24 protein-coding genes are annotated in these 24200 nt (G+C 48.0%); 11 read left to right on the forward strand and 13 right to left on the reverse strand.

Translation table 11 applies throughout. The annotated features are described in order from the left end of the window. Positions 1 to 7 precede the first annotated feature (7 nt). From yihA to CWI76_RS07775, 3 genes are read left to right on the forward strand one after another with little or no spacing between them, the layout of a single operon-like run. Complete coding sequence (yihA, locus tag CWI76_RS07765; protein WP_126759766.1) at positions 8 to 646, forward strand: ribosome biogenesis GTP-binding protein YihA/YsxC; 639 nt, start codon at positions 8 to 10, stop codon at positions 644 to 646. Next, positions 633 to 1544, forward strand: a complete 912-nt coding sequence (locus tag CWI76_RS07770; protein ID WP_126759767.1) for a DMT family transporter — start codon at positions 633 to 635, stop codon at positions 1542 to 1544. The genes yihA and CWI76_RS07770 overlap by 14 nt, the downstream gene beginning before the upstream one ends. 60 nt (positions 1545 to 1604) lie before the next feature. Next, on the forward strand, positions 1605 to 1985 hold the full coding sequence (locus CWI76_RS07775) for a TonB-dependent receptor (protein WP_126759768.1): 381 nt from the start codon (positions 1605 to 1607) through the stop codon (positions 1983 to 1985). Positions 1986 to 2133: 148 nt separating this feature from the next. Here the strand turns inward: CWI76_RS07775 and polA are convergent, their stop codons facing one another. Continuing rightward, complete coding sequence (gene polA / locus CWI76_RS07780) at positions 2134 to 4911, reverse strand: DNA polymerase I (protein ID WP_126759769.1); 2778 nt, start codon at positions 4909 to 4911, stop codon at positions 2134 to 2136. 542 nt (positions 4912 to 5453) lie between these two features. Between polA and CWI76_RS07785 the strand changes: the two genes are divergently transcribed. Then, entirely contained in the window at positions 5454 to 5732 is a 279-nt protein-coding gene (locus tag CWI76_RS07785; protein WP_198678581.1) for a hypothetical protein, read from the forward strand. A gap of 3 nt (positions 5733 to 5735) precedes the next feature. Here CWI76_RS07785 and aroE read toward each other — a convergent pair whose 3' ends face one another. After that, the gene (aroE, locus tag CWI76_RS07790) at positions 5736 to 6560 is read right to left on the reverse strand and encodes a shikimate dehydrogenase (protein WP_126759771.1); all 825 of its coding nucleotides are present in this window, start codon (positions 6558 to 6560) and stop codon (positions 5736 to 5738) included. On the opposite strand from aroE, the gene CWI76_RS07795 reads away from it, so the two are divergent. After that, a complete protein-coding gene (locus CWI76_RS07795) occupies positions 6559 to 6975 on the forward strand; it encodes a group II truncated hemoglobin (RefSeq protein ID WP_126759772.1) in 417 nt (138 codons plus the stop codon). The two genes, aroE and CWI76_RS07795, sit on opposite strands and share 2 nt — an antisense overlap. Here the strand turns inward: CWI76_RS07795 and hemF are convergent. From hemF to CWI76_RS07825, 6 genes are read right to left on the reverse strand one after another with little or no spacing between them, the layout of a single operon-like run. Further along, on the reverse strand, positions 6972 to 7889 hold the full coding sequence (gene hemF / locus CWI76_RS07800) for an oxygen-dependent coproporphyrinogen oxidase (protein ID WP_126759773.1): 918 nt from the start codon (positions 7887 to 7889) through the stop codon (positions 6972 to 6974). The two genes, CWI76_RS07795 and hemF, sit on opposite strands and share 4 nt — an antisense overlap. A 2-nt stretch (positions 7890 to 7891) precedes the next feature. Continuing rightward, positions 7892 to 8458, reverse strand: coding sequence for an L-threonylcarbamoyladenylate synthase type 1 TsaC (gene tsaC / locus CWI76_RS07805; RefSeq protein ID WP_126759774.1), 567 nt, complete (start codon positions 8456 to 8458; stop codon positions 7892 to 7894). Positions 8459 to 8511: 53 nt separating this feature from the next. Then, entirely contained in the window at positions 8512 to 8907 is a 396-nt protein-coding gene (locus tag CWI76_RS07810) for a DNA topoisomerase family protein (RefSeq protein ID WP_126759775.1), read from the reverse strand. Next, positions 8908 to 9381, reverse strand: coding sequence for a DUF494 family protein (locus tag CWI76_RS07815; RefSeq protein WP_126759776.1), 474 nt, complete (start codon positions 9379 to 9381; stop codon positions 8908 to 8910). Positions 9382 to 9383: 2 nt separating this feature from the next. After that, the gene (dprA, locus tag CWI76_RS07820; RefSeq protein ID WP_126759777.1) at positions 9384 to 10430 is read right to left on the reverse strand and encodes a DNA-processing protein DprA; all 1047 of its coding nucleotides are present in this window, start codon (positions 10428 to 10430) and stop codon (positions 9384 to 9386) included. A gap of 44 nt (positions 10431 to 10474) precedes the next feature. Continuing rightward, positions 10475 to 11563, reverse strand: coding sequence for a LysM peptidoglycan-binding domain-containing protein (locus CWI76_RS07825; protein WP_126759778.1), 1089 nt, complete (start codon positions 11561 to 11563; stop codon positions 10475 to 10477). Positions 11564 to 11644: 81 nt separating this feature from the next. Between CWI76_RS07825 and def the strand changes: the two genes are divergently transcribed. Genes def through trkA form a run of 4 tightly spaced genes read left to right on the forward strand, consistent with a single transcriptional unit; the run spans position 11645 to position 15780 of the window. Then, complete coding sequence (gene def, locus CWI76_RS07830) at positions 11645 to 12151, forward strand: peptide deformylase (protein ID WP_126759779.1); 507 nt, start codon at positions 11645 to 11647, stop codon at positions 12149 to 12151. After that, positions 12141 to 13103 carry a methionyl-tRNA formyltransferase gene (gene fmt / locus CWI76_RS07835; protein WP_126759780.1) on the forward strand — a complete coding sequence of 321 codons (963 nt, stop codon included), beginning with the start codon at positions 12141 to 12143 and terminating at the stop codon, positions 13101 to 13103. The genes def and fmt overlap by 11 nt, the downstream gene beginning before the upstream one ends. Then, entirely contained in the window at positions 13100 to 14407 is a 1308-nt protein-coding gene (rsmB, locus tag CWI76_RS07840; protein ID WP_126759781.1) for a 16S rRNA (cytosine(967)-C(5))-methyltransferase RsmB, read from the forward strand. The genes fmt and rsmB overlap by 4 nt, the downstream gene beginning before the upstream one ends. After that, complete coding sequence (gene trkA, locus CWI76_RS07845) at positions 14404 to 15780, forward strand: Trk system potassium transporter TrkA (protein WP_126759782.1); 1377 nt, start codon at positions 14404 to 14406, stop codon at positions 15778 to 15780. The genes rsmB and trkA overlap by 4 nt, the downstream gene beginning before the upstream one ends. On the opposite strand, the gene CWI76_RS07850 is transcribed toward trkA, so the two are convergent. Genes CWI76_RS07850 through CWI76_RS07860 form a run of 3 tightly spaced genes read right to left on the reverse strand, consistent with a single transcriptional unit; the run spans position 15777 to position 19835 of the window. Then, positions 15777 to 17228 carry a TrkH family potassium uptake protein gene (locus CWI76_RS07850; RefSeq protein ID WP_126759783.1) on the reverse strand — a complete coding sequence of 484 codons (1452 nt, stop codon included), beginning with the start codon at positions 17226 to 17228 and terminating at the stop codon, positions 15777 to 15779. The two genes, trkA and CWI76_RS07850, sit on opposite strands and share 4 nt — an antisense overlap. Further along, positions 17228 to 17848: a YigZ family protein gene (locus CWI76_RS07855; RefSeq protein ID WP_157980818.1), complete on the reverse strand. Its 621-nt coding sequence runs from the start codon at positions 17846 to 17848 to the stop codon at positions 17228 to 17230. The genes CWI76_RS07850 and CWI76_RS07855 overlap by 1 nt, the downstream gene beginning before the upstream one ends. A 7-nt stretch (positions 17849 to 17855) precedes the next feature. Continuing rightward, positions 17856 to 19835, reverse strand: coding sequence for a transglycosylase SLT domain-containing protein (locus CWI76_RS07860; protein WP_126759785.1), 1980 nt, complete (start codon positions 19833 to 19835; stop codon positions 17856 to 17858). 126 nt (positions 19836 to 19961) lie between these two features. Here CWI76_RS07860 and fadB point away from each other — a divergent pair, with 126 nt between their 5' ends. After that, positions 19962 to 22103 carry a fatty acid oxidation complex subunit alpha FadB gene (fadB, locus tag CWI76_RS07865; protein ID WP_126759786.1) on the forward strand — a complete coding sequence of 714 codons (2142 nt, stop codon included), beginning with the start codon at positions 19962 to 19964 and terminating at the stop codon, positions 22101 to 22103. 29 nt (positions 22104 to 22132) lie between these two features. Further along, complete coding sequence (gene fadA / locus CWI76_RS07870) at positions 22133 to 23296, forward strand: acetyl-CoA C-acyltransferase FadA (protein WP_126759787.1); 1164 nt, start codon at positions 22133 to 22135, stop codon at positions 23294 to 23296. A gap of 130 nt (positions 23297 to 23426) precedes the next feature. Here fadA and tusA read toward each other — a convergent pair whose 3' ends face one another. Together tusA and CWI76_RS07880 are read right to left on the reverse strand one after the other, a co-directional pair. After that, positions 23427 to 23663 (reverse strand): sulfurtransferase TusA, encoded by a 237-nt coding sequence (gene tusA, locus CWI76_RS07875; RefSeq protein WP_126759788.1) that lies wholly within the window; start codon positions 23661 to 23663, stop codon positions 23427 to 23429. A 51-nt stretch (positions 23664 to 23714) separates the two neighbouring features. Beyond that, positions 23715 to 24194 (reverse strand): GNAT family N-acetyltransferase, encoded by a 480-nt coding sequence (locus CWI76_RS07880; RefSeq protein WP_126759789.1) that lies wholly within the window; start codon positions 24192 to 24194, stop codon positions 23715 to 23717. Positions 24195 to 24200 lie beyond the last annotated feature (6 nt).

The following is a 24200-nucleotide window of genomic DNA, read 5'->3' on the forward strand; positions in this document are numbered from 1 at the left end:
TACGTTTATGAATACCACGTTAAACTTTCAGCCCACAAAATTTATCACGAGTGCCGCAAATATTCGACAATTGCCTGAAGATTCAGGCGTCGAGATCGCATTTGCGGGTCGTTCAAACGCGGGTAAATCAAGCGCACTAAACACGATCACGCGGCAAAAAGCCTTAGCTCGCACCAGTAAAACGCCTGGCCGCACGCAGCTAATCAACGTTTTTGAAGTGGAACCCAATAAACGCTTAATCGATTTACCTGGCTATGGTTATGCCAAAGTGCCTTTAGCGGTTAAAGAAAAATGGAACCAAGCGCTCAGTGAATACCTGCAGAAACGTCAGTCACTGCGTGGCCTCGTATTATTGATGGATATTCGTCATCCATACCGTGACACCGATCAGGATTTGCTGCATTGGGCAACTGATTGCGGCATTCCAGTTCTCGTCTTGTTAACGAAAGCGGATAAGCTGAAACCCGGCCAACGTAAAAGCACGTTATTACAAGCTCGTGAAGCTGCATTGGTGTTCGGTGATAGCGTGCAGGTAGAAATGTTTTCATCGCATAACAAAATCGGCCTTCCACAAGTTGAGGTGATTCTTTCCGACTGGCTTAACACGCCAGCAGAAGCAACGGTTAGCGCCGATGCAGCAGAATGAAGCACCACCGCTAAAAGCTTGGTTATTGTTACTGCTCCTCGCAATGATTTGGGGTAGCTCATTTATCTTGATTAAAAAGGGCCTCATTGCCTTTAATCCCGATCAACTTGCCGCAATTCGTATTGCCTCTGCAGGCTTCGTGTTACTGCCATTCTTAATGCAACGCTTTAAAACTGTGCAACGGCACCACTGGCCTAAGTTAATTTCGGTTGGATTAGTTGGTAGTTTTATTCCAGCGTTTTTGTTTGCGTTTGCGCAAACACAACTACCCAGCGGTGTTACTGGCGTTCTCAATACATTTACGCCGTTGGCTACCTTGCTTATTGGTGTGCTAATTTTTCATCAAATTGTCGCCGTACAGCAATGGGTGGGTGTTCTTATTGGCTTGGCAGGCACCGTGGTTCTAATTACCGCCAATGCCAGCGGTGAGTTTCAGTTCAATGCCTATGCACTACTGATCATTGTTGCAACCATTTGCTATGGCATTAACCTCAATCTCATTAAGCATCATATTCCTGATTTGGGTGCCTTAACTATTACTGGGGTAAGTCTATTTTTAGTGGCACCGCCAGCGCTCATCTATTTACTGTTTGCAACACCGTTTGTTGAGCAACTTGGCTCGCAACCGGATGCCTATTTCTCGCTAACAGCGATTTTGATACTTGGTGTTGTTGGGACGGCAATGGCACTCGTCATTTTTAATACGGTTGTAAAAATGACTGATACGACGTTTACCAGCTCCGTCACCTACCTCATTCCGATTGTGGCGTTGATACTTGGGGTGGTTGATGGTGAGCCGTTCCTGATTGAACACGCAATTGGTATGGCGGCCATTTTGACTGGCGTATTTATCGCTAATCGACGCGCCCGAAAACCTCGCGTGGCTCCAACGGCGTAAACTTGCGGTTAAAAAATAACCAACTAAATTTGTGGTGATGCAAAACGAGAGGACATCACCATGGATCGCAAATATATAATAATAGCTTTCATCTATGGCATTTTAGGCATTGCCTTAGGCATGTGGATGGCGGCTACCGCAAATCACCGTCAACTACCCACCCATACTCACATGATGTTGTTAGGCTTTACGGTGCCCATTCTTTATGCCGCGCTGCTTAAAGTTTGGATGAAACTAACCGAACCGACAAAAGAGTTATGGATACAGTTTGGTTTGCACCAGCTTGGTACGTTAGGGCTCACTATCGGGCTTTATCTTCTTTATGGTGGTTACATTAAGCGGGAAGTTTTAGATCCATTTCTTGGCGTATCGTCATTACTCACATTCGCAGGATTCATTTTAATATTTATTCTGTTTTTAAAAAGAAAAAGCCCGGCATAAAGCCGGGCAAAAGTTCTTACAATCCAGGGAGAGAACATCTCAGAAAGGTAATGACAAACGAACTCGATTCGTTTAATGCGCCTTTCACTGATTCAGACTGGCTGTTCAAAAAATAGTTCAAAAAAAATTTTTAATTTCTGAAAATTTTTTAATGAGCTTCGTCCCAGTTGTTTCCAACACCCGCTTCGGCAATAAGCGGCACCTTCAAATCCGCCGCTTGTTCCATGATTTCAACGAGTTTCTTTTGATAGTCAGAAACTTTATCTTCTCGCACTTCAAATACCAATTCGTCGTGCACCTGCATAATCATATGTAGTTCGTCGTCACCTACCTGGGTATTTATATAATCGGCAACGGCTATCATTGCGCGTTTAATAATGTCAGCAGCAGTGCCTTGCATTGGCGCGTTGATTGCGGCACGTTCCGCCGCTTTGCGACGCATGCCATTTTGAGATTTAATTTCCGGTAGCTGCAATCGACGTCCAAAGATTGTTTCGACATAACCGTCTCGTTTCGCTTGCGCGCGCGTGTTTTCCATATATTTCAAGACACCTGGAAAACGGTCGAAGTACTTGTCCATATAGTCTTGCGCTTCTTGGCGCGGAATATCAAGCTGACGCGCCAAGCCAAACGCAGACATGCCGTATATCAACCCGAAGTTCACGGCTTTCGCTCGGCGACGTTGCTCACTGGTGACTTGATCCAAGGCCACGCCAAACACTTCCGAGGCAGTGGCTTTGTGAATATCTCGACCTTTTGAGAAGGCTTCTACAAGCGCCGGATCTTGCGACAAGTGCGCCATAATCCGCAGCTCGATTTGGCTATAGTCAATCGCCATGATTTTGTAGCCTGCAGGTGCTGTGAACGCTTTACGTACACGACGCCCGGCTTCGGTACGAATCGGAATATTCTGCAAGTTCGGGTCACTCGATGATAACCGTCCAGTTGCCGTCACCGCTTGATGGTAAGAGGTGTGAATGCGATGCGTGCGCGGGTTGACCATCTTCGGCAATTTATCGGTGTAAGTCGATTTCAACTTACTCAATCCGCGGTGCTGCATAATGACATCTGGCAAGGGATAATCGAGTGCTAATTCTTGTAGTACTTCTTCCGCAGTCGATGGTGCACCTTTTGGCGTTTTTTTACGCACTGGTAGCTGTAATTTCTCAAACAAAATCGTCTGCAATTGCTTGGTCGAACTCAAATTAAATTCTTCGCCAGCAATTTCATAAGCCGTTTTCTCGAGTTGCTGCAGCGCCATCGCAATTTCGTGGCTTTGTTTAGCCAGTAATGGTGCATCAATCTGTACACCGCGTTGCTCCATATCGACAAGCACTGGTAGCAAGGGTAGTTCAATGGTTTGCAATACATTTAACAGCGCTTTCTCTTGGCTTACTTCCTGCCAAAGCTTGTGATGCAGCTGAAGCGTCACATCAGCATCTTCTGCCGCGTAAGGCGCGGCCTGTTCTAATCCAATCTGGTTAAACGTTAATTGTTTGGCGCCCTTGCCGGCAATATCTTCGAAAGAAATCGCTTTATGCCCCAAATACTGCAAGCTCAAGCTATCCATGTCATGACGTGAGCCGACACTATTGAATACATAAGATGCCAGCATAGTGTCGTTACGAATGGCGCCAACTCGAATGTTGTAACGACGCAAAATGTGGCTGTCATACTTCAGGTTTTGACCAATTAACTTAGGCTGCTCTGATTCAAGCAGCGGTTTCAATTGCTCGAGTACCCAAGCTCGGTCAAGTTGATCAGGGGCTCCAGGATAATCATGCGCCACCGGAATATAACAGGCCTGCCCTGGCTGAATCGCAAATGAAACGCCAACAAGCTCAGCCTCCATATAATTCAAACTGGTGGTTTCAGTATCAAAAGCGAAATACTCGGCTTGTTCTAGTTGTTTCAACCAGTGCGCAAAACGCTCTTTCGTGGTCACTGTTTCGTAGGCGTCATGACTTACCGGCGTTTCGTTTGCAGTGTTTGACGAACTCGCCTCTCCCAACGCTTGATCGGTCGCTGCGCCCTCTTCTAATACCTCGGCTAACCAGCGGCGGAATTCACACTGTTTATAGAGCTGGATGAGTTCATCGCGATTTGATGGCTGAATGGTCAACTGATCAGGTCGAAAATCCAGTGGAACATCCAGTTTAATGGTTGCGAGTTCACGCGACATCAACAGAATGTCTTGGTTTTCGCGGAGTTTATCCGGCATCGTTTTAGCACCACGAAACTCAAGCTTTGCAATTGCATCAGGATCGGCCAGCATGGCATCAATTGACCCCATCCCCTGCAACATCGCCAAGGCAGTTTTCTCACCCACTTTAGGTAAGCCTGGAATATTATCTGAGCTATCGCCCATCAATGAGAGGAGATCAATCATTTGATCTGGCTTGACACCATACTTTGCGACCACGCCGTCATAATCCAACAGCGTGTCTGTCATGGTATTAATCAGCATCACGTGGTCATTTACCAACTGCGCCATATCTTTATCGCCGGTACTAATCAGGGTAAATCGCCCTTCCTTGCCCGCCTGTTCGGCTAGGGTACCAATCACATCATCGGCTTCAACATCATCAATACATAGCAGTGGTAACCCGAGAGCCTGAACAATTTTATGCAACGGCTCTATTTGCTGACGCAAATCATCTGGCATAGGCGGACGATGCGCTTTGTATTCTGCATATATTTCATTACGAAATGTCGTACCTTTTGCATCGAACACGACGGCCATATGGGAAGGCTTATATTTTTTCAACAGGCTTCTAAGCATGTTAACCACACCGTAGATTGCACCCGTAGGTTCTCCCGCAGAATTCGTTAAATGCGGTGGCGCATAAAACGCCCGAAATAAATAGGACGAACCGTCGACAAGAATGAATGGGTTCTCAGGTACTGATGGTGTTGGTGATGCCATGGATGCAATCTCAAAAATTTGCTGCTAAGAGTTGCTGTGTAGCATGCCACAGCTTCGAAATCTTCGCCACTGAGAGGCGTGAGCATACTGTGTAAAGGCTGTGGATAAGTCTGTTGAAAACGACAAACTGCACCAGCGAAAGATCATAGATCTCTGGTGACAGCAGATTTGTAAACGTCTTGAAAAACAAGGGGTTCGAAGTACTTCTGAATCCCTGACAGCGTTTTATTCTTATTTTGGCTCAGTTGTGGAAACTGATTTTTAGCACATACTTGGAAGGTAACGGCGTGCTCTGTCAATTCTCGTTGAATCGAAATAGAAGACTATCACATTAATCGACGATTGCCAGTGCCAAATGCGATTTTCTTAGAACAATTTTTGTGCGTTATCAAAATCCCATATACGCAAAAGGAATCAACATTGTCTTACTTTTTCTATATACTGCTTGTCATAGTTCTTGCAAAAGCAATCTGAACTAGTGTTGAATGAGTACTATGTATATGATGAGTGTGACTGTTTAATACTTAACCAAACGTGGTCCTATGGAAACAGAATCAATGAAGTTGACAAAAGATGAGCTACGCCAACTCGAGGAGTTTGAGCGACGCCGTATCGCTCTCAATCAATCAGAGTGGTGGGATCGATTGTCAATGGACCAAAAGTTTGGTGTTTACCAGCTACAGAAGTTTGGATTTGATTTGGCGTTTATCCGTAATACTGAAGACGGCCCGCTGGCGGTTGTGCGCCGTGGCAGTGAATTCGCCAGTGTCAATCATGAAGGCGATGTTGACCTCAGTCCTGATATTGTTTTACGCGACTAAACGTCACCCGCTTATTGTTTCACGTAATTTCTGAATGACTTTTTGAGTATCTAACTTGGCGCCTTCGTGCCACATTTGAAAAGCAGCTCCTGCTTGCTCAACCAACATACCTAAGCCATCATAAACAGTCGCGACACCTGCTTGTTGCGCTTGCTGCATGAACGCCGTTGGTTGCGCTCCATACACCATATCATAGACGCATCCAGCATTCGCTAATTCATTGTTCTCTATAGGAATTTCATGACCTGTCAAACTGGCACTGGTCGCATTAATAACAATGGCACCCGAAGGAATAGTCAGTTGCTTGAAGGTAAATGCTCGAAGTTTTAAATCCGCCATCTGCTCGACCAAATTGGCGGCTCTTTCCCGCGATCGGTTCGCAATGGTTAAACTGGCGACGCCGTGCTCTATTAACGGTGCAATAACGCCGCGCGCGGCCCCACCCGCTCCCAAAACAACGACATCACGGTTGGCCAACGTTTGCTGTAAATTCTTTTGTAAATCGCGTACGAGGCCAATGCCATCGGTATTGTCACCCAATAGCTGACCGTAACCGAGAGGCACCAGTGTATTCACGGCGCCAGCTAGCTGTGCACGTGTCGTTACATAGGTGACGAGTTCGAAGGCTTGTTGCTTAAACGGTACCGTAACATTAGCGCCCGCACCACCAGAGCGAAAAAACTTAGCGACTGCTCGGCTAAACCCAGACGCTGATGTTAAACTGCGCGTGTAATTAAGCTCTACCCCAATTTGTTGAGCAAATGCTTGGTGAATTTGGGGAGACAAACTGTGTGCAACCGGATTCCCAAAAACTGTAAATATCGCCATGTTTAACTTCCTTCGTGCGGGCAAAGAAGCAAAAGGCCCACAATCAATTTATGACCAGCTTGGCGGAGAACCTGCAGTTCGCGCCATGGCTGAGAGATTTTATGATGTCATGGAGAGTGACCCACGCGCAAAAGATTTGTTAGCGATACACCCACAACCAATGACGGCCATTCGGCAAAAATTCTTTGAATTCTTGAGCGGCTGGTTTGGTGGTCCACAATTATTTGAAGAAAAATATGGCCACCCACGTCTTCGCGCACGCCATATGCCGTTTACTATTGACGTTAAATTACGAGATCAATGGTTGCTATGTATGTATCAAGTACTTGATGAACAAGTGCACGATGAACTGTTAAAAATGCAGTTACGCCAACGCTTCACGCAATTGGCGCATCACATGATTAATTCTAATTAAAGCTCTGTTAACCAGTCGCGCGGACGTAAATAATCCGCGTACAGTTTGGCTTCAGCACTTCCCGGTTCAGGCTGATAGCCATACTCCCAACGCGCCAGCGGTGGCATCGACATGAGGATAGACTCGGTGCGACCGCCTGTTTGCAAGCCAAATAATGTGCCGCGGTCCCACACTAAATTGAATTCGACATAACGACCGCGGCGATAGAGCTGAAATTCACGCTCGCGTTCGCCATATGGCATGTCTTTACGGCGGGCAATAATTGGCAAATAAGCGTCGAGATAAGCGTCGCCAACAGCACGCATTATCGCAAAACTCTCCTCAAAACCACGTTCGTTCAAATCATCAAAGAACAATCCGCCAACACCACGCGTTTCATCACGGTGTTTTAACCAAAAATAATCATCACACCATTTCTTAAATTTTGGATACAGCTCGTCGCCAAACGGTTGCAGCGCGTTGTATGCCAACTGGTGCCAATGCTTGATGTCGTCATCAAATGGATAGAATGGCGTGAGATCAAAACCGCCGCCAAACCACCAAACAGGCTCGACACCTTCTTTTTCGGCAATGAAAAAACGAACGTTTGCGTGGCTTGTGGGTACATAAGGATTACGTGGATGCATCACTAAACTCACCCCGCACGCATTAAAATTGCGACCGGCCAGTTCAGGTCGATGAGCTGTTGCCGATGCTGGCATTTGTTCACCAAACACATGCGAATAGCCAACCCCACCTTGCTCTAGAACAGCGCCATCGCGAAGTACGCGAGAGCGACCACCGCCGCCGCCAGCACGCTGCCAAGCCTCTTCTTGGAAAACACCCTTGCCGTCAGCTTGCTCTAAGGCATCGCAGATTTTATCTTGCAGGCTTTTTAAGTAGTGATTGACCTGTTCCAACATCGAATCGTGCATGTTTAATCTCGGATAACCTTTTTCGTGAGTGGATCAATAATCCGTGATGGCTTTAATGCGCCACCGGTTGGTGCATCCATCACCCAAGCGATGCTGTCACCGAAAGTTGCACGGACATCGTCAGCAGTGGTGAGCGCTGGCTGCCCAGATAAATTCGCACTAGTTGATACGATGGCGCTACCTAGCGCTTTACACAACTGACGAGCCGGCTCATGAGCGGTTACACGCACTGCAATTTGGTCATGCGCACCGCGTAACCATTCCGGTACATTTTCCGCCGCCGGTAATAGTAGCGTGACCGGTCCTGGCCAATTTGAAAACACGCTGAAACGTTTATCTTGTGGAATTTTATGATCAGCAACAAATTCCACCAGCTGACTGTAATCGGCAGCCAACAAAATGAGCCCCTTTTCTTGTGGACGCTGTTTTGCCTGCAGTAGTTTATTCACCGCCTCAGCGTTACGCGGATCACAACCCAGACCAAACACGGCCTCAGTTGGATATGCCAACAATTCGCCGTTGGCAAATGCTTGCTTAGCTGAGAACCATGGATCAGTTTGTTCAGTCATGTAAATAATCTCTTCAAATGCCTAAAAGTGCCGGATTATTTCCGAAAGTGGCGTTATTTTAACGAAGATTTGTAGTTACAGGAATCATTTGCGCAGATCAACCGTTCACCAGCCGCGGTTTTCTTCTTGAGTAGCAGCGGAAATTCACAGGTTGGGCAAGTTTGGGCAACTGGCGGCAAATTCACCGAATACTTGCACGTAGGATAATGGTCACAGGCATAAAAGGAGTTACCGAAACGACTCGTCTTCTGAACCAGCTTGCCAGATTGGCATACTGGACAAGGCGCATCAGTACCGGGATCGAAGTCGGCAGCAGTCATGTAATCACAATCAGGGTAGCCGCTGCAGCCAACAAATAAGCCGTAGCGGCCCTTTTTGAGTTGCAGATCACGCTGACACCGGGGGCAAGGCACGCCCAGCGACTGTGGTTCCAAGAAGTTATCGGTCATTTAATGCAATAAACCCTCGGGTTCCTCAAACAGCAAGCCTTCCATTTGATCGTAGGCATCTTCGCGGCCAGGTACATTAAACAGCACCATCAGCACCACCCACTTCAAATCATCGAGCGTAAACTGTTGGGTGTCGAGTTCCATGACTCGGTCAATTACCATTTCGCGAGTCGTAAAATCCAATACCCCAAGGCTCTCTAGGTACATTAAAAAACCACGGCTGGCACAATCCAGTCGTGCAACTTCTTCGGTCGTGAAGACCCGTGTACTTTTGCTCTCAGATTTATTTACATACGGTGAGGCATGGCTGTCTTGTAAGTCAGCCAAGCGTTCTAACCAAGCAAGCGCCTTATGAATCTCTTGGCGATGGAATCCAGCGCGGGTGAGTTCGTCAGTTAGCTCATCATGGTTAACTACAACCTCCATGTCCGAATGTATATAGTTCTCGAACAAGTACATGAGGATATCAAACATCGTTAGCGCCTCCCCATTTTTATATAACCGCCTGAAACTGAGATCACACTACCCTCAAGTTCTAGTAACACCAACTGCTCTGTAACAATCGCAACCGGCAGTCCACTGCGCGCCACAATGGTGTCTATTGAGGTGACCTCTGATCCCACATTAGCCAACAATTGGCGGTTTGCCAAGCTTCGCGTTGAATTTATTTGATGCTGTTTTACTGATAATTGAGATGGGGGCAATTCTGGTAAATTCAACTCACGCAGAATATCGTTTACACAAACCGCTATTCCTGCACCTTCAGTTAGCAGCTTGAAACTTCCAGTAAATGCGGCATCCCAAATTGAACCAGGTACAACCATAATTGTTTTTTGCTGATCTTGCGCTAACCCAGCCGTAATCAGTGTGCCGCTGTAAAGCTTCGCCTCAATCACCAGTACCAGTTGCGACAAACCACTGAGAATACGGTTGCGCCGCGGAAAATGATCGCGTTTTGGGGGCGTACCCGGCGCGAATTCACTAATCACTAACCCGGCTTGCATAATCTGTTGTTGCAGTTGACGATTCCGCGATGGGTAGTAAATATCAGGACCAGACGCCAATACCGCAAGCGTTCTCCCCTCATCTAGCGCACCACGATGCGCCGCTCCATCGATACCCGCTGCTAAGCCACTACTGACAACGACGCCAGAACGAGCTAAGCCTCGCGCGAAATAATCGGCTGTATGTTGCCCTACTGGAGACGCGTTTCGGCTGCCAATTACCGCAACATTTGTTGCATCCAGACAGCGCAAATCGCCGTGAGCGAACAGTACCATCGGTGGATCGTGAATATGTTTTAGGGCTTCAGGATATAACGGATCGCGCAGATGAATAGCATGGCAATTTGGCTGTTCTGCCCACTGCTGCAGCTTTTCAATGCGTGCCGGAACAAGATTGGCACTCGGCCATCGTGCATGGGCAGCAATTTGTTCAAACGAACTCAGGGTGCGTAAAAACTTCCGATGTTTGCTCGGCGCGCTGGCAAGTGCCAGCAACGTCGTCGCGGTTTCAGCATCCATGCTGATAACCTCCAGTGTTTAGGAATGCAAGCTTCTGATTTTATTTAAAGCTGCTTTGGAATGTAGTAATCGCCTACCGATAGCCACTCGCGTGAACGCAATACAATCGCGAAACTCGTCTCTTCCTGCACTTCTAGAACCATCATTTCGGCCGTTGCTGATACCGGTAGCTGAACGGTGTTACGCCAGTAGCGCGAAATGTCATCAGATGGTTTGTAGAAATTCACCAAGCTGATTTCCTTGCCTTCAACAAAAACCGTTGAACCTGGGCGAATCGCTTGATACATCTGGCCTACTTTTACGCCCTGTTTTGCGCCTTTATTTAACACCACCACATCGTACTTGCCCTGCTCTTTACGATTATTGAGTGAGGCAATCACTTGTCCATCCATTTCAGCGCCAGAAACTGGCGTGATTACGTCTGGAATATTTAATGGTTTGGTCTCTAGCAGGTAGTCGCCACGACGAATTTCTCGTTGAATTCGACTCAGTTCACCTTCGGCGATTTCACCACTGTTATAGGTGATATCGACATCACCCACATAGCGAAGTAATTCACCTTGATCAATGCGCTCAACCGGAGTGAACACACTATAGGTGGTTTTCTCCACCGCGCCTTTAATAAATACTGGTAACATTCCGTTCACGCGCGGCGCACCGCGGTTGTCACCCAAAACTTGCGGCAATGCATCCAGCGCTGCGCGGGTTACCAATCGATGCTCAGTTAGCAGTGGTGCTAGCATCTCACGCGAAAACGTCGGAATGGGCTCACCTTTTTCTTTCACTTCACCTTGCGGCAACAACGCACGGTATTCTTTACGCGTTAATTGCGGTCGGCCATCTACCCAAACCAAAAGTAATCGGTCGCCAGGGTAAATTAAATGCGGGTTCGCCACATCTTCATTAATACGCCACAATTCAGGCCAATACCACGGGTCGTTTAAGTACAACTCGGAAATATCCCACAGCGTATCGCCTTTTTTGACAACATATTCTTGCGGCGCGTCTTCACGTAACGACAACACATCGCCTTTTGTTTGTTCTGCTGTATTTGACTGCGCCACGGCAACATGCAGTGGTGTACCTAGCAGAAAACCGATTAGCGCAATCGCCGGTAATTGCCATTTGGTCATCTTGAGCTCCGTTGTAAAACCGTGTGTTCATCCCCAAATTACGTTAAAATCACGCAAGATGAAACTAGCGAATGAAAGGTTATGAGTAAATTAACAATTTTAAAATATCCAGACGAGCGATTACGCACCGTCGCACAACCAATTCAGCAAGTTGACGACGCTCTGAGAGCGGCCATCGACAACATGTTTGAAACGATGTACGAGTCGAATGGCGTTGGCCTTGCGGCTACGCAGGTCGATATTCACCGTCGCCTATTCGTTGCTGACTGTAGTGAAGATCAGAACGAACCTCTGGTGTTTATTAACCCTGAGATTACAGCACAAGAAGGCCATTTCACCAACGAAGAAGGCTGTTTATCGTTCCCTGGCGTGTACGCGAAGGTTGAACGCGCCGGCAAAGTGACCGTGAAAGCACTTGACCGCAACGGCGAAGAATTCTCGCTGACGGCCGAAGGCTTGCTGGCCATTTGTATCCAACACGAACTCGATCACCTCAATGGTAAGCTGTTCGTTGACTACTTGTCGCCGCTAAAACGCGACCGCATTCGTAAAAAACTCGAAAAAGAAGCGCGTTTGCATGCCGAATAAATTGAAGGTGGTGTTTGCCGGTACGCCAGATTTTGCTGCGCAGCATTTGGCGGCATTAATCGAGGATGACAACATCAATGTTGTCGCCGTTTATACACAACCTGACCGGCCAGCAGGACGCGGTAAAAAACTTCAAGCAAGCCCCGTCAAGCAATTAGCGCTACAACATGAGATTCCGGTAGAGCAACCGGAGAACTTCAAACAGGCAGAAGCGCAAGCGCAGTTGGCAAGCTATCACGCTGATGTGATGGTGGTGGTTGCCTACGGTTTATTGTTACCGCAGGCGGTATTAGATACGCCTCGACTTGGTTGCGTGAACGTTCACGGCTCACTGTTGCCGCGTTGGCGCGGTGCGGCGCCAATTCAACGCGCACTCTGGGCTGGCGACGACGAGACTGGCGTTGCCATTATGCAAATGGAGGCAGGTTTAGATACCGGCCCTGTTTTGCTTGAAGCCCGATTACCTATTTTACCCGTTGATACATCGGCGACACTTTATACAAAACTTGCAAAGCTGGGTCCCGCAGCATTACGTGATGCGCTACACAATTTAGAGCAGTTGCAAGGCGCCGCAATCACTCAAGATGAGTCTCAGGCAACATATGCGAAGAAGTTGAGCAAAGAAGAAGCGCAACTCGATTGGCATCAGCCCGCTGTCGCGCTAGAACGATGGGTTCGTGCGTTTAATCCTTGGCCCATTTGTTGGTTCACTTGTGCGAATAACGAGATTGTCAAAGTTTGGCGCGCTGATGTTGTTGAAGGTGGGGATGCCGCACCAGGAACAATTTTACGCGCCGATAAGCACGGCATTGTTGTTCAAACCGCAGACCAAGCACTACGTTTATTGGAACTTCAGCCAGCTGGTAAAAAGCCGATGGCTGCCGCAGACTTTCTCAATGGCCGCAGTGATTGGCTTACGCCAAACACTTCGCTACCTCAGGTACAGTCATGAGCCAAACCAACGTGCGCCCGGGAGCCGATAGTCGGGCTGTTGCTGCTCAGGCGATATTTCAAGTTATTGAACAAGGTCGCTCACTTAGCCAAGCCTTGCCAAACTTAAATCGACAGCTGACACCGCGTGATAAAGGTATGGCGCAAGCTCTCGCTTATGGAACATTGCGTCATTTGCCTGCACTTAATTTTATGGTTGGTGCCTTAGTAAGTAAGCCGCTCAAGGGTGAACTGAAAATATTGCACAGTTTATTGCTGGTAGGTGCCTACCAACTCGTCTATATGGGCTCAGCTGAACATGCTGCGGTTTCCGCCACCGTTGATGCGGCGGTGTTATTAAAGCGCGGCAAACAAAAAGGCTTGGTGAATGGCGTGTTACGAAATCTTCAGCGCCAGCTTCCGCAACTGCAACAGCAATTAAACACAAAACCTGCTCTGTTACACGGCCATCCGCGTTGGCTTGCCGATAGACTAACGCAACATTATCCAACCCAAGCAGACGCGATATTCAAGGCCAATAATGACCAAGCACCGATGTGGTTACGCATCAATTCTCAACGTACGAATCGGGCGGAATATCTTGAGCTATTGCGCGAGGCCGATATTGAGGCGGTTGCCGATGCGCCATTAGAAACCGCCATACAACTCGTAAATGCAGTTGATGTGCAACAACTACCGCACTTTCAAGATGGGTGGGTTTCAGTGCAAGACATCGCCGCGCAGCACGCCGCATGGTTACTTGATGCACAAGCTGGCGAACGTATTTTAGATTGTTGCGCTGCGCCGGGCGGAAAAACCGCGCATATTTTAGAGAAGCAACCAGAAGCGCAGGTTTTAGCGATTGATGCCGATGAACAGCGCTTAAAGCGCGTTCATGAAAACTTACAACGATTACAGCTTAAAGCCGAAGTACAAACCGCCGACGCCACTCATACCAAGTGGTGGGACGGTCAGTTATTTGATCGCATTTTGCTCGACGCACCTTGCTCGGCAACCGGTGTCATCCGCCGCCATCCTGATATCAAATGGTTACGTCGTGATAGCGATATTACTGAGCTTGTAGCTATTCAGCGACAGATTTTGGATGCCTTGTGGCCAACCTTAAAGCCTGGTGGCACACTATTGTATGCAACATGTTCTATACTGGCAGAAGAAAATACACTGCAAATTGAAGCATTTAAACAACGCCATTCGGATGCAATAGCTGTTGCAACGAAGCCCGATGGCGCAGTAGAGTGGCAATGGTTACCCGGCGACCAAAATGGTGATGGGTTTTACTACGCAAAACTGGAAAAGCGCAAATGAAAATAGTGATTTTAGGCGGTGGTCAAGTTGGCGGTACTTTAGCTGAGAACCTAGTCGGTGAAGACAACGATATTACCGTTGTTGATACGGATAAATCGCGCCTCGAATCCCTGTCTGAAGTTCACGATATTCGCACGATTGAAGGGCATGCATCACATCCGCGGGTACTGCGCCAAGCGGGCTGCGAAGATGCGGATATGCTAATTGCGGTGACGCCAAGCGATGAAACCAATATGCTCGCATGCCAGATTGCCTATACGCTTTATCGTACACCGAAACGAATTGCGCGCATTCGCTCGCAAGAATACAGCGACTACAAAGATAAGTTATTCCACAAAGACGATATACCGGTAGATTACCTGATTTCTCCTGAGCAGCAGGTTACCCACTATATTAAACGCTTAGTGGACTATCCGGGCGCACTGCAGGTAATGGAGTTTGCCGGTGGGCGCGCCAGCCTTGTTGCTGTGCGAGCTTATTATGGCGGTAAGTTAGTTGGGCATGCTATTTCGACATTAAAAAGCCATATGCCAAACGTGGAAACACGGGTTGCGGCAATCTTCCGCCAAGGGCAAGCGATTAAGCCCATGGGTACCACCATCATTGAAGCAGGCGATGAAATCTTTTTCATTGCGGACACCCGGTATGTGCGAATGGTCATGGAAGAAATGCAAAAACTCGAGCACCAGTATCGTCGTGTCATGATTGCCGGCGGCGGTAATGTTGGTGCGGGGCTCGCAGCACTACTCGAAGAAAACCATCGCGTTAAACTTGTCGAACACAATAAAGAGCGGGCAGAAGCACTTAACGAGAGCCTACAAAACACTACTATTTTACAAGGTGACGCTTCTGATGAGCGGTTGCTTACCGAAGAACATATTGAAGATATGGATGTGTTTATTGCGGTAACTAACGATGACGAAGCCAACATAATGTCGGCGATGTTAGCTAAAAAGCTCGGTGCGAAGAAAACGATGGTACTGATTCAGCGTCAAGCGTATGTGGATCTTGTACAAGATAACGTAATTGACATTGCGATCTCGCCGCAACGCGCGACCGTTTCGGCATTATTATCGCTGATTCGAAAAGGCGATATAGTAAACGCTTACTCACTCCGCAAAGGAGCTGCTGAAGCGATCGAAGCGATTGCTCACGGTGATGAGAAGACTTCGAAAGTTATCGGTAAGACGATTGATGAAATCAAGTTACCGCCGGGTACTACTATCGGTGCCATTGTGCGCGGAAACGAAGTGCTCATTGCTCATGACGATACCGTATTGCAAGCAGATGACCACGTCATTTTATTCCTAGTTGATAAGAAATATATTCGCGAAGTAGAGCGCCTGTTCCAACCAAGCGCCCTATTCTTCTAGCTACGCCAGAACGTAGGTGTTAGTAGCACCAAAATGGTAAATACCTCAAGGCGCCCAAACAGCATGGCTACAACCAGTAGCCACTTCGCGGTATCTGGTATACCAGCATAGTTCGCAGCAACATCGCCTAAACCTGGCCCGAGATTATTCAAACACGCAGCGGTTGCCGAGAAAGCAGTGATATCATCGAGGCCCGTTGCTAATAGCCCCAGCATGATCACAACAAACACTAATGCATAAGCAGCAAAGAACCCCCATACCGCCTCGACAACACGTGGAGGAACAATTCGCTTCCCTAATTTCACCGAATACATACCCTGCGGATGAACTAGCCGATTCAATTCGCGGACACCTTGACGGAACAACAGCATCACGCGCACAACCTTCAGGCCCCCAGCGGTTGAACTCGCACACCCGCCGATAAAGCTGGCAAAAATAAGAAGTATCGGCAAAAACAACGGCCAACTCGCAAAATCGGTCGTTGCAAAACCGGCCGTCGTACTAATCGAGACAGCTTGAAACATCGCTTGGTTGAAGGCAGTTTCGGTATTGTCGAAAATTTTATGCACGAGCACGGTCATAAATACGATGATAATGAGGGTCACTTGAATAAAGATGAACCCGCGCGCTTCTGGATCGCGAAAATACCCCCATAAAGAACGCCCAGTTATTGCTGCATAGTGAACGGCAAAATTGATCGATGATAAGATCAAAAATACCACACATATGGTATTTATCAGCGAATTATCGAAATAACCGATGCTGGCATCGTAAGTGCTAAAACCACCGACAGCAATGGTCGAAAAGGCGTGACCTATGGCGTCAAACCAGCCCATACCTGCGAGTTTGTAGGCAATTGCGCACACTGCTGTTAACGCCACATAGATGTACCATAAATGTTTGGCAGTATCGGCAATGCGCGGGGTCATTTTAGCGTCTTTTAATGGCCCAGGTATTTCCGTACGATAAAGCTGCATGCCGCCGATACCTAGCATTGGTAGAATTGCAACCGCCAAGACGATAATACCCATACCGCCTAGCCATTGAAGTTGTTGGCGATAAAACAGAATACTGTGCGGTAAATGTTCGATACCGGTAAGTATTGTCGCCCCAGTCGTCGTTAGGCCGGAGAAGGATTCAAAAGCCGCATCCGTAATAGAAAGTGGCACTTCGGCAGTGAACCACAGCGGCAAAATACCTACCGAGCCAAGTACCGTCCAGAACAAAACGGTTAGAAGAAAACCATCACGAACCTTTAAATCGGAACGCTCATTGCGGTTTGGGTACCACACCAAAAAGCCCACGGTAATACTGACAATGAATGCCAGCAAAAACGCAACGCCACCGCCGTCTTCATAAATAAGCGCAACGATTCCTGGCGGAATCAATGTCACACTGAAGAGGCAAATCAGTAGTCCTAGAATACGAAGTATGCCGCGAAAGCGCACTAGCCGTCCTCATTTATAATTGTCATGACTACGCGCCCTTGCGTAGCATTTTTTATGTCGGATTGAAGTTCAGTTGCCGTGTCAGCCACAACATCAAGTATCGCTTCAATATGAGCCGTGAATTGTTGTTCTTTTATTACTGCATCATAATGTTGTAGCGCGTGCGAAACCACACTTTGGTCTGCATAATCGTAGTTTATCTGAGCGGGTTTGCGTAGTACTTTTTCATGGCAGGTCAAAACTTTAAGCACTTCACTTACCGCTTGGCTATAGGCGCGTTGCAAACCACCCGTGCCAAGTTTTACCCCACCAAAGTAACGCGTAACAACCACTGAAACTTCGCCAATACCACTACTTTGCAACACATGAAACATCGGTCGTCCCGCGGTACCTGATGGCTCACCATCGTCACTCATGGCATAGCTCTGACTATCTTGAGGTGACCCATAGAGGGCTGCGGTGCAATAGTGACTCGCACCAGGCCATTGTTGCTGACATTCGCGTATATGCTGCTGATGCGCAGCGGCCGAATCCGCATGACGTACCGAAGCAACAAAGCGGCTGTTTTTAATCACTATTTCATGGGTTGCCGGCACACTCGGCACCCGATATCCGCTCATATCCATCCTAAGGTTTCAGTTGCGACCCGCTAATTTGCATTGGCACTAATTCACCAAATAATTCCGGTTGTAGTTCATTTTCACGTAGCGAGCGATAAATCTGTTGATACGCCAATACATTCTTTACATAGTTTCTTGTTTCAACATACGGAATCAATTCTATCCACCGATCGGCCTCCATTGGTTGCGCTGGAAGCCAATCATAGACTCGATAGATGCCAGCATTATACGCCGCTGTCGCCAAGATCCAATTGTTCCCTAGCCGCCGCTGTAAATCCGCTAAATAACGCGTGCCCAGCCGGATGTTATAGGACGGATTAAACAACTCATGCACGCTCACATCGCGACGTTCGACCAAGTTGGCGGTACTCGGAAGTAATTGCATGAGACCATAAGCGCCGGCGTGTGAGCGCGCATCATTACGAAACGCACTTTCGCGCCTTGAAACGGCAAGGGCCCAGTTCACATCAATATTTGCTGCGTTTGAAAATTCTTGATGCTCTTCCATGTAGGCGGTTGGGAAACGCTGAGCAATGGCGTCATATTCGCCGAGCAGACCCAGCGTGTAAATCGCTTGATCATGCCAGCCCCACTCGCTTGCAATGACTGCCAACGCCCGCTGGTCATTTGGCGGTAGATGCTCAAGCAATGCATTCCACTCTCGTCGCGCAGCTAAATTTCTATCCAATGCTCGTAACTCATACGCTCGCTGAACACCGGGTAGTTGTCGCACTCGATTCACTTGCTCAGCAGGTAATTCAAGCCCATTACGGCTGAGAGTTAACGGTTGTTTCAGTTTCGCTGCTGCGAGAAATCCATAATAGCTGCGTTGCTGAGCAACGCGCTCAAATACTTGCTTTGATACCGGCACAAAACCCAACGCTTCAAGCGATCGAGCGAACCAATACTGCCATTGTTCAGACTCGCGTTGTGTATCCGGTAGTCGTGGTACTAGGCCCATGATTTGAGTCCACGCCCCCTGCCTCAGCCATTCGGCAAGTTGCCAATGCAGAGTTACATCCGTGTGTTCGGTTGCGTCAATTCGAGCAAGCCATCGGCCAGCTTGTTCATGGCCTTTCACGCTCAAGGCAACGGCAAATGTTTGCCTCAGTTTGAGGTATTGATCGGCGGAAAAGTTAATATGAGCCGGTAAATTATCGATGAGTTTGAGCGCAATGTCTGGATCACGCCAAATTAATCGTCCTAAACCATATGCAACAATTTGTGTTTCAAGTTCTGGATAGTCTCCAGTTAAGTACTTTAATTCATTGAGGCTACTCGGATTACGTCGAACCCGATGATAGTGCTCGGATAAATAATGCATCGGCGTCGGCAACATTTTCTGCAAATACGGAATTAATGTGTGCTTACCACCTTCAGCTGCCAGTGCAATTCGCTGCCACACCATGTCCGTCGTGCGCATACCAGCATTTGTCCATGCTTCTAATACTGGGTCGCAATCTTTAGGTAACGACTCGCCGGTCAGCCAAATATCATTGACGCGTCGCAATACCGGTTTCGTGTCACCCGAGCCGGTCGCCAACTGCGCATAAATAGAGAAACATTGGTGTCGAGTGCTACCAGGGTGCTCATAATCTCGCAGAAACTGTTCATAATGATGACCATCCATGAGCTTATCCAGCCACACCGAGCGCACTTGCCAACCTAATGGCGATAAATGATGTTGGCTGAGGAATTCAAGTACTCGATCATCATCTTCAGGTGTGGCTAACAGCCGAATGTAATCTGCCTCGAGGTAAGGCTGTAAAGGGTAGTCTTTTAGCGCTTGGTTAAGCCGAGCGTACTCATCGAGTTGGCGTCGTTTCAAGGCTTCCTCTGCGTCTAGAAAAAGGTCGCGTTGATGTTGACGCACATCGATAGCACTGTCTGCCGCTTGAGTCGTCGATAATTCATTGGCATGAATACCGCTCACCAAACCGCTAGTACATAATACAACCGTACAAAAATGCTGATACCACTTCGACATAATTCAAACGCACGTTTAAAAAATCATTGAAAAATTGCCCCAATAAGGCCACACTCTAGGGCGACTATAAGAACCACTTTAACCGAAAGCAATCTGATTATCAGTAAACGCTCAAGGAGACCGAATATGATTTATCAGGGTGATAGCATTCGGGTTGAATTTGTAGAAGACGGCATTGCCGAGCTTCAATTCGCAGCCGCAGGCTCTGTGAACAAATTTGACCAGAAAACCTTGGAAGAATTCAGCCAAGCATTAACTGAATTGGCCAACAGCAAAAATTTGCGCGGTGTGATTGTCACCAGCGCGAAACCTACTTTCATTGTAGGCGCTGATATTACAGAATTCCTTACTTTATTTGCCGATGTCGAACAAACCAAAGTTTGGGTAGCCAAAGCATCGCGCGTATTTGACCAATTGGAAGACTTACCTGTACCGACCGTTGCCGCAGTTGCTGGCTTTGCGCTTGGTGGTGGTTGTGAAGCCACGCTTGCGTGTGACTACCGTGTTGTTGATACCAGTGCTGTTATTGGTCTGCCGGAAGTAAAACTTGGTTTGATTCCAGGCTTCGGTGGCACCATGCGTTTACCGCGCATTATCGGCCCAGACAACGCGTTAGAACTCATCACGACTGGTAAAAATAATAAGCCTGAAGATGCGTTAAAGATTGGCTTAGTGGATGCCGTCGTGATGCCAGAGAAATTGCGCGATGCGGCATTGCGCATGGTGAAATCAGCAGCAGATGGCGAGTTAGATTGGCGCGCAAAACGTCAGCCAAAACTTGAAGCATTGAAAGCTAACGATACCGAATTAACCATGACCTTTGTTACCGCTAAAGCGATGGCTGCGGCACAAGCTGGTAAACATTATCCAGCACCTCATGCAGCTATTAAAGCGGTTGAGGATGGCGCGAAACATGGTCGTGAAGAAGCTTTAAATGCAGAAAACGCTGCTTTTGTCGGTTTAACGCAAACAGATGCCTGTCGCGCACAAGTCGGTATTTTTATGGCCGACCAGTTAGTCAAGGGCAAAGCAAAGAAAGCCGCTAAGCAAGCAACCAAAGAAATTAAGCGCGCAGCGGTACTTGGCGCTGGCATTATGGGCGGCGGTATTGCTTACCAATCAGCCTATAAAGGCGTGCCGGTTGTGATGAAAGATATCCGTCAGGAAGCGCTTGATTTAGGTATGGCTGAAGCAAGCAAGATTCTCGGTAAATTAGTTGAACGTGGTCGTATGGATCACAAGAAAATGGCTAAAGTACTGTCTTCCATTACCCCGACGTTGCTCGATGAAGGCGTAAAAGGCGTTGATATTGTCGTTGAAGCGGTGGTCGAGAACCCCGATGTGAAAGGCAAAGTACTGGCGCAAATGGAGAGCGTTGTTGATGATGACACCATTATCGTGTCAAACACCTCAACCATTTCAATTGATCGCTTAGCGAAGAATCTAAAAGACCCGTCACGCTTCTGCGGTATGCACTTCTTTAATCCAGTGCACAAAATGCCATTAGTGGAAGTCATTCGTGGCGAGAAAACTTCAGACGAAACCGTCGCAGCTGTTGTCGCTTATGCTTCGCGCATGGGTAAGACCGCCATTGTTGTTAACGATTGCCCAGGCTTCTTAGTGAATCGCGTGTTGTTCCCTTACCTTGCTGGCTTTGCCGGTATGGTTGATGAAGGCGTCGATTTCGCCGGTATCGATAAGGTCATGGAGCGTCAGTTTGGCTGGCCAATGGGTCCAGCCTACCTTTCTGACGTTGTCGGTATCGACACCGCGGATCACTGTACCGTGGTTATGGCTGATGGCTTCCCAAGTCGTATGCCACGCGACACCAGCAGTGCGATTGCAAAATTAGCAGCAGCTGAGCGTTACGGTCAGAAAAACGGCAAAGGTTTCTACAACTATGGCGTGGACAAGAAAGGTCGCCCAGCCAAAGAAAAAGCACCTGAAGTCTACGAAATGCTCGGTATCGGCGACAAGCAACTCGATGCTGATGAAATCATCGCTCGTTGCATGGTTCCAATGGTAAACGAGTGCGTACGTTGCTTAGAGGAAGGCATTGTCGCTAGTGCTGCTGAGTGCGATATGGCGCTACTTTACGGACTTGGCTTCCCGCCGTTCCGTGGTGGGCCATTCCGTTACCTAGAAACCGTTGGCCTCGATAACTTTATTGCTTTGGCCGACAAGTACGCGCACTTAGGTGAAATGTATCAAGTAACCGATGGCCTGCGTGAAATGGCGAAGTCAGGCAAGTCATACCTGGCCGGTTAATCATTAGCGTAGCGCTAACGGAGGAATTTATGAAAGACGTAGTGATTGTCGATTGTATTCGCACCCCGATGGGTCGTTCGAAAAACGGTGTTTTTCGCAATGTTCGCGCCGAGGATTTATCGGCGCACTTAATGAAAGGATTACTCGAACGTAATCCGCAAGTAGATGTTAACGAGCTCGAAGACATCTACTGGGGCTGTGTTCAGCAAACCTTAGAACAAGGCTTTAATATTGCGCGAAATGCCGCGCTTATTGCTGGCATTCCGCATCAAGTTTCAGCGGTCACAGTGAACCGTTTATGTGGTTCTTCAATGCAAGCGATTCATGACGCTGCTCGTGCCATTATGCACGGCGACGGCGACATTATGATCGCGGGTGGTGTTGAGCACATGGGCCACGTACCAATGACGCACGGCATCGATTTCCACCCAGGCATGAACAAATCCGTTGCTCGCGCAGCTGGTAGCATGGGTATGACCGCTGAGTTATTGGCGCGCAAATTTGGTATCGATCGTGCTGCTCAAGATGCATTTGGCGCGCGTTCGCATCAACGCGCTTACGCAGCGACCGTTGAAGGCCGTTTTGCAAAAGAAATCTTACCGTTAGAAGGTCACGACGCCGACGGTATTTTGCACTTGGTTAAAAACGACGAAGTCATCCGCCCAGAAACCACGGTAGAAGGCTTAGCCGCGTTACGCCCGGTCTTCGACCCAGCCAACGGTACCGTGACAGCCGGTACGTCGTCAGCGTTATCTGACGGTGCAGCCGCTTGTTTGGTGATGTCTGCAGACAAAGCGAAAGAGCTTGGCTTAACCCCGCGTGTTCGTATTCGCGCCATGGCGGCAGCTGGTTGCGACCCTTCCATTATGGGTTACGGCCCAGTGCCAGCGACGCAAAAAGCACTGAAACGCGCTGGCTTAGATGTCAAAGACATTGATTTATGGGAACTTAACGAAGCGTTCGCGGCACAGTCACTGCCTGTACTAAAAGGCTTAGGCTTACTTGATGTGATGGACGAGAAGGTCAACTTGAACGGCGGCGCAATTGCGTTAGGTCACCCTCTCGGCTGTTCAGGTGCGCGTATTTCAACCACGCTCATTAATCTTATGGAAAGCAAAGATGCGACGTTGGGTGTGGCGACGATGTGTATTGGTTTAGGTCAGGGCATCGCCACCGTCTTCGAACGCGTGTAAGTAAAAAGCGTTGTTCGTTATTGGTTATTCGTTATTCGGAAAAGCCAAGAAGCAAAACTAAAAAAACTCCGAGGCTTAAATGCTTCGGAGTTTTTTTTCGAATAACGATTAACAAATAACGCTTTTGGTTTTAAGAGCCTTTGCGGATGAGGTAGCGATATGGCTGATTTTCCGTTTCTGCCAGAAGCAACTCGTGATCCATAAAGCGGCAAAAACTTGGAATATCGCGAGTCGTAGCCGGGTCGTCAGCAATCACCTCCAGCGTATCACCAGGGTTCAGTTTACGCATCGCGACACGCAACATCATCACCGGCTCTGGGCACCGCAAACCCAAAGTATCGAGCTGTGACGTCACTTCTCCCGCCATGCGTTTACCTCACTTCACGAATAACCAATAACGACTAACGAATAACGTCAATTACAGGTATTTCTGCCAGAATTCCGCTTTGCCCATCGCATCATCGAGCTGATAAGGTTTAAAACCAAATTTCTCGTAAGCTATTTTTGCTGGTTCATTGCCTTGCAACACCTCAAGGGTTAGTTTGCAGCAGCCGCGGAATTGCGCCAAAGTTTCAACTTCTTGCAACAGGCGCTTCGAAATACCTTGGCCGCGGAAGTCTTTGATGACTGCAATGTCATGAATATTCATCACTGGTTTCGCAGCGAACGTTGAGAAACCTTCAACGCAGTTCGCCAGGCCAACTGGCTGCTCATCAACATACGCAAGAATTGAAAAGACGTGGTCACGCTTCGCCATTTCATCAATCAAGTTTTCCCGCGTTGCTTCGGGCAATGCTTCGCCACCACCCATTGGATCACGGGCGTAGTCATCTAGCATATCAACAACGGCTTGGCGGTGTTTCGGATTACTATAATCGGCAAGTACAATCTCTAACATGATTAA

Source organism: Pseudidiomarina marina (assembly GCF_003987045.1).
Lineage (GTDB): Bacteria > Pseudomonadota > Gammaproteobacteria > Enterobacterales > Alteromonadaceae > Pseudidiomarina > Pseudidiomarina marina.

Bases quoted from the DNA above. Each gene is read 5' to 3' on its own strand.
- yihA (WP_126759766.1), top strand. From the start codon at position 8: ATGAATACCACGTTAAACTTTCAGCCCACAAAATTTATCACGAGTGCC.
- CWI76_RS07770 (WP_126759767.1), top strand. From the start codon at position 633: ATGCAGCAGAATGAAGCACCACCGCTAAAAGCTTGGTTATTGTTACTG.
- CWI76_RS07775 (WP_126759768.1), top strand. From the start codon at position 1,605: ATGGATCGCAAATATATAATAATAGCTTTCATCTATGGCATTTTAGGC.
- polA (WP_126759769.1), bottom strand. From the start codon at position 4,911: ATGGCATCACCAACACCATCAGTACCTGAGAACCCATTCATTCTTGTC.
- CWI76_RS07785 (WP_198678581.1), top strand. From the start codon at position 5,454: ATGGAAACAGAATCAATGAAGTTGACAAAAGATGAGCTACGCCAACTC.
- CWI76_RS07795 (WP_126759772.1), top strand. From the start codon at position 6,559: ATGTTTAACTTCCTTCGTGCGGGCAAAGAAGCAAAAGGCCCACAATCA.
- aroE (WP_126759771.1), bottom strand. From the start codon at position 6,560: ATGGCGATATTTACAGTTTTTGGGAATCCGGTTGCACACAGTTTGTCT.
- hemF (WP_126759773.1), bottom strand. From the start codon at position 7,889: ATGCACGATTCGATGTTGGAACAGGTCAATCACTACTTAAAAAGCCTG.
- tsaC (WP_126759774.1), bottom strand. From the start codon at position 8,458: ATGACTGAACAAACTGATCCATGGTTCTCAGCTAAGCAAGCATTTGCC.
- CWI76_RS07810 (WP_126759775.1), bottom strand. From the start codon at position 8,907: ATGACCGATAACTTCTTGGAACCACAGTCGCTGGGCGTGCCTTGCCCC.
- CWI76_RS07815 (WP_126759776.1), bottom strand. From the start codon at position 9,381: ATGTTTGATATCCTCATGTACTTGTTCGAGAACTATATACATTCGGAC.
- dprA (WP_126759777.1), bottom strand. From the start codon at position 10,430: ATGGATGCTGAAACCGCGACGACGTTGCTGGCACTTGCCAGCGCGCCG.
- CWI76_RS07825 (WP_126759778.1), bottom strand. From the start codon at position 11,563: ATGACCAAATGGCAATTACCGGCGATTGCGCTAATCGGTTTTCTGCTA.
- def (WP_126759779.1), top strand. From the start codon at position 11,645: ATGAGTAAATTAACAATTTTAAAATATCCAGACGAGCGATTACGCACC.
- fmt (WP_126759780.1), top strand. From the start codon at position 12,141: ATGCCGAATAAATTGAAGGTGGTGTTTGCCGGTACGCCAGATTTTGCT.
- rsmB (WP_126759781.1), top strand. From the start codon at position 13,100: ATGAGCCAAACCAACGTGCGCCCGGGAGCCGATAGTCGGGCTGTTGCT.
- trkA (WP_126759782.1), top strand. From the start codon at position 14,404: ATGAAAATAGTGATTTTAGGCGGTGGTCAAGTTGGCGGTACTTTAGCT.
- CWI76_RS07855 (WP_157980818.1), bottom strand. From the start codon at position 17,848: ATGAGCGGATATCGGGTGCCGAGTGTGCCGGCAACCCATGAAATAGTG.
- CWI76_RS07860 (WP_126759785.1), bottom strand. From the start codon at position 19,835: ATGTCGAAGTGGTATCAGCATTTTTGTACGGTTGTATTATGTACTAGC.
- fadB (WP_126759786.1), top strand. From the start codon at position 19,962: ATGATTTATCAGGGTGATAGCATTCGGGTTGAATTTGTAGAAGACGGC.
- fadA (WP_126759787.1), top strand. From the start codon at position 22,133: ATGAAAGACGTAGTGATTGTCGATTGTATTCGCACCCCGATGGGTCGT.
- tusA (WP_126759788.1), bottom strand. From the start codon at position 23,663: ATGGCGGGAGAAGTGACGTCACAGCTCGATACTTTGGGTTTGCGGTGC.
- CWI76_RS07880 (WP_126759789.1), bottom strand. From the start codon at position 24,194: ATGTTAGAGATTGTACTTGCCGATTATAGTAATCCGAAACACCGCCAA.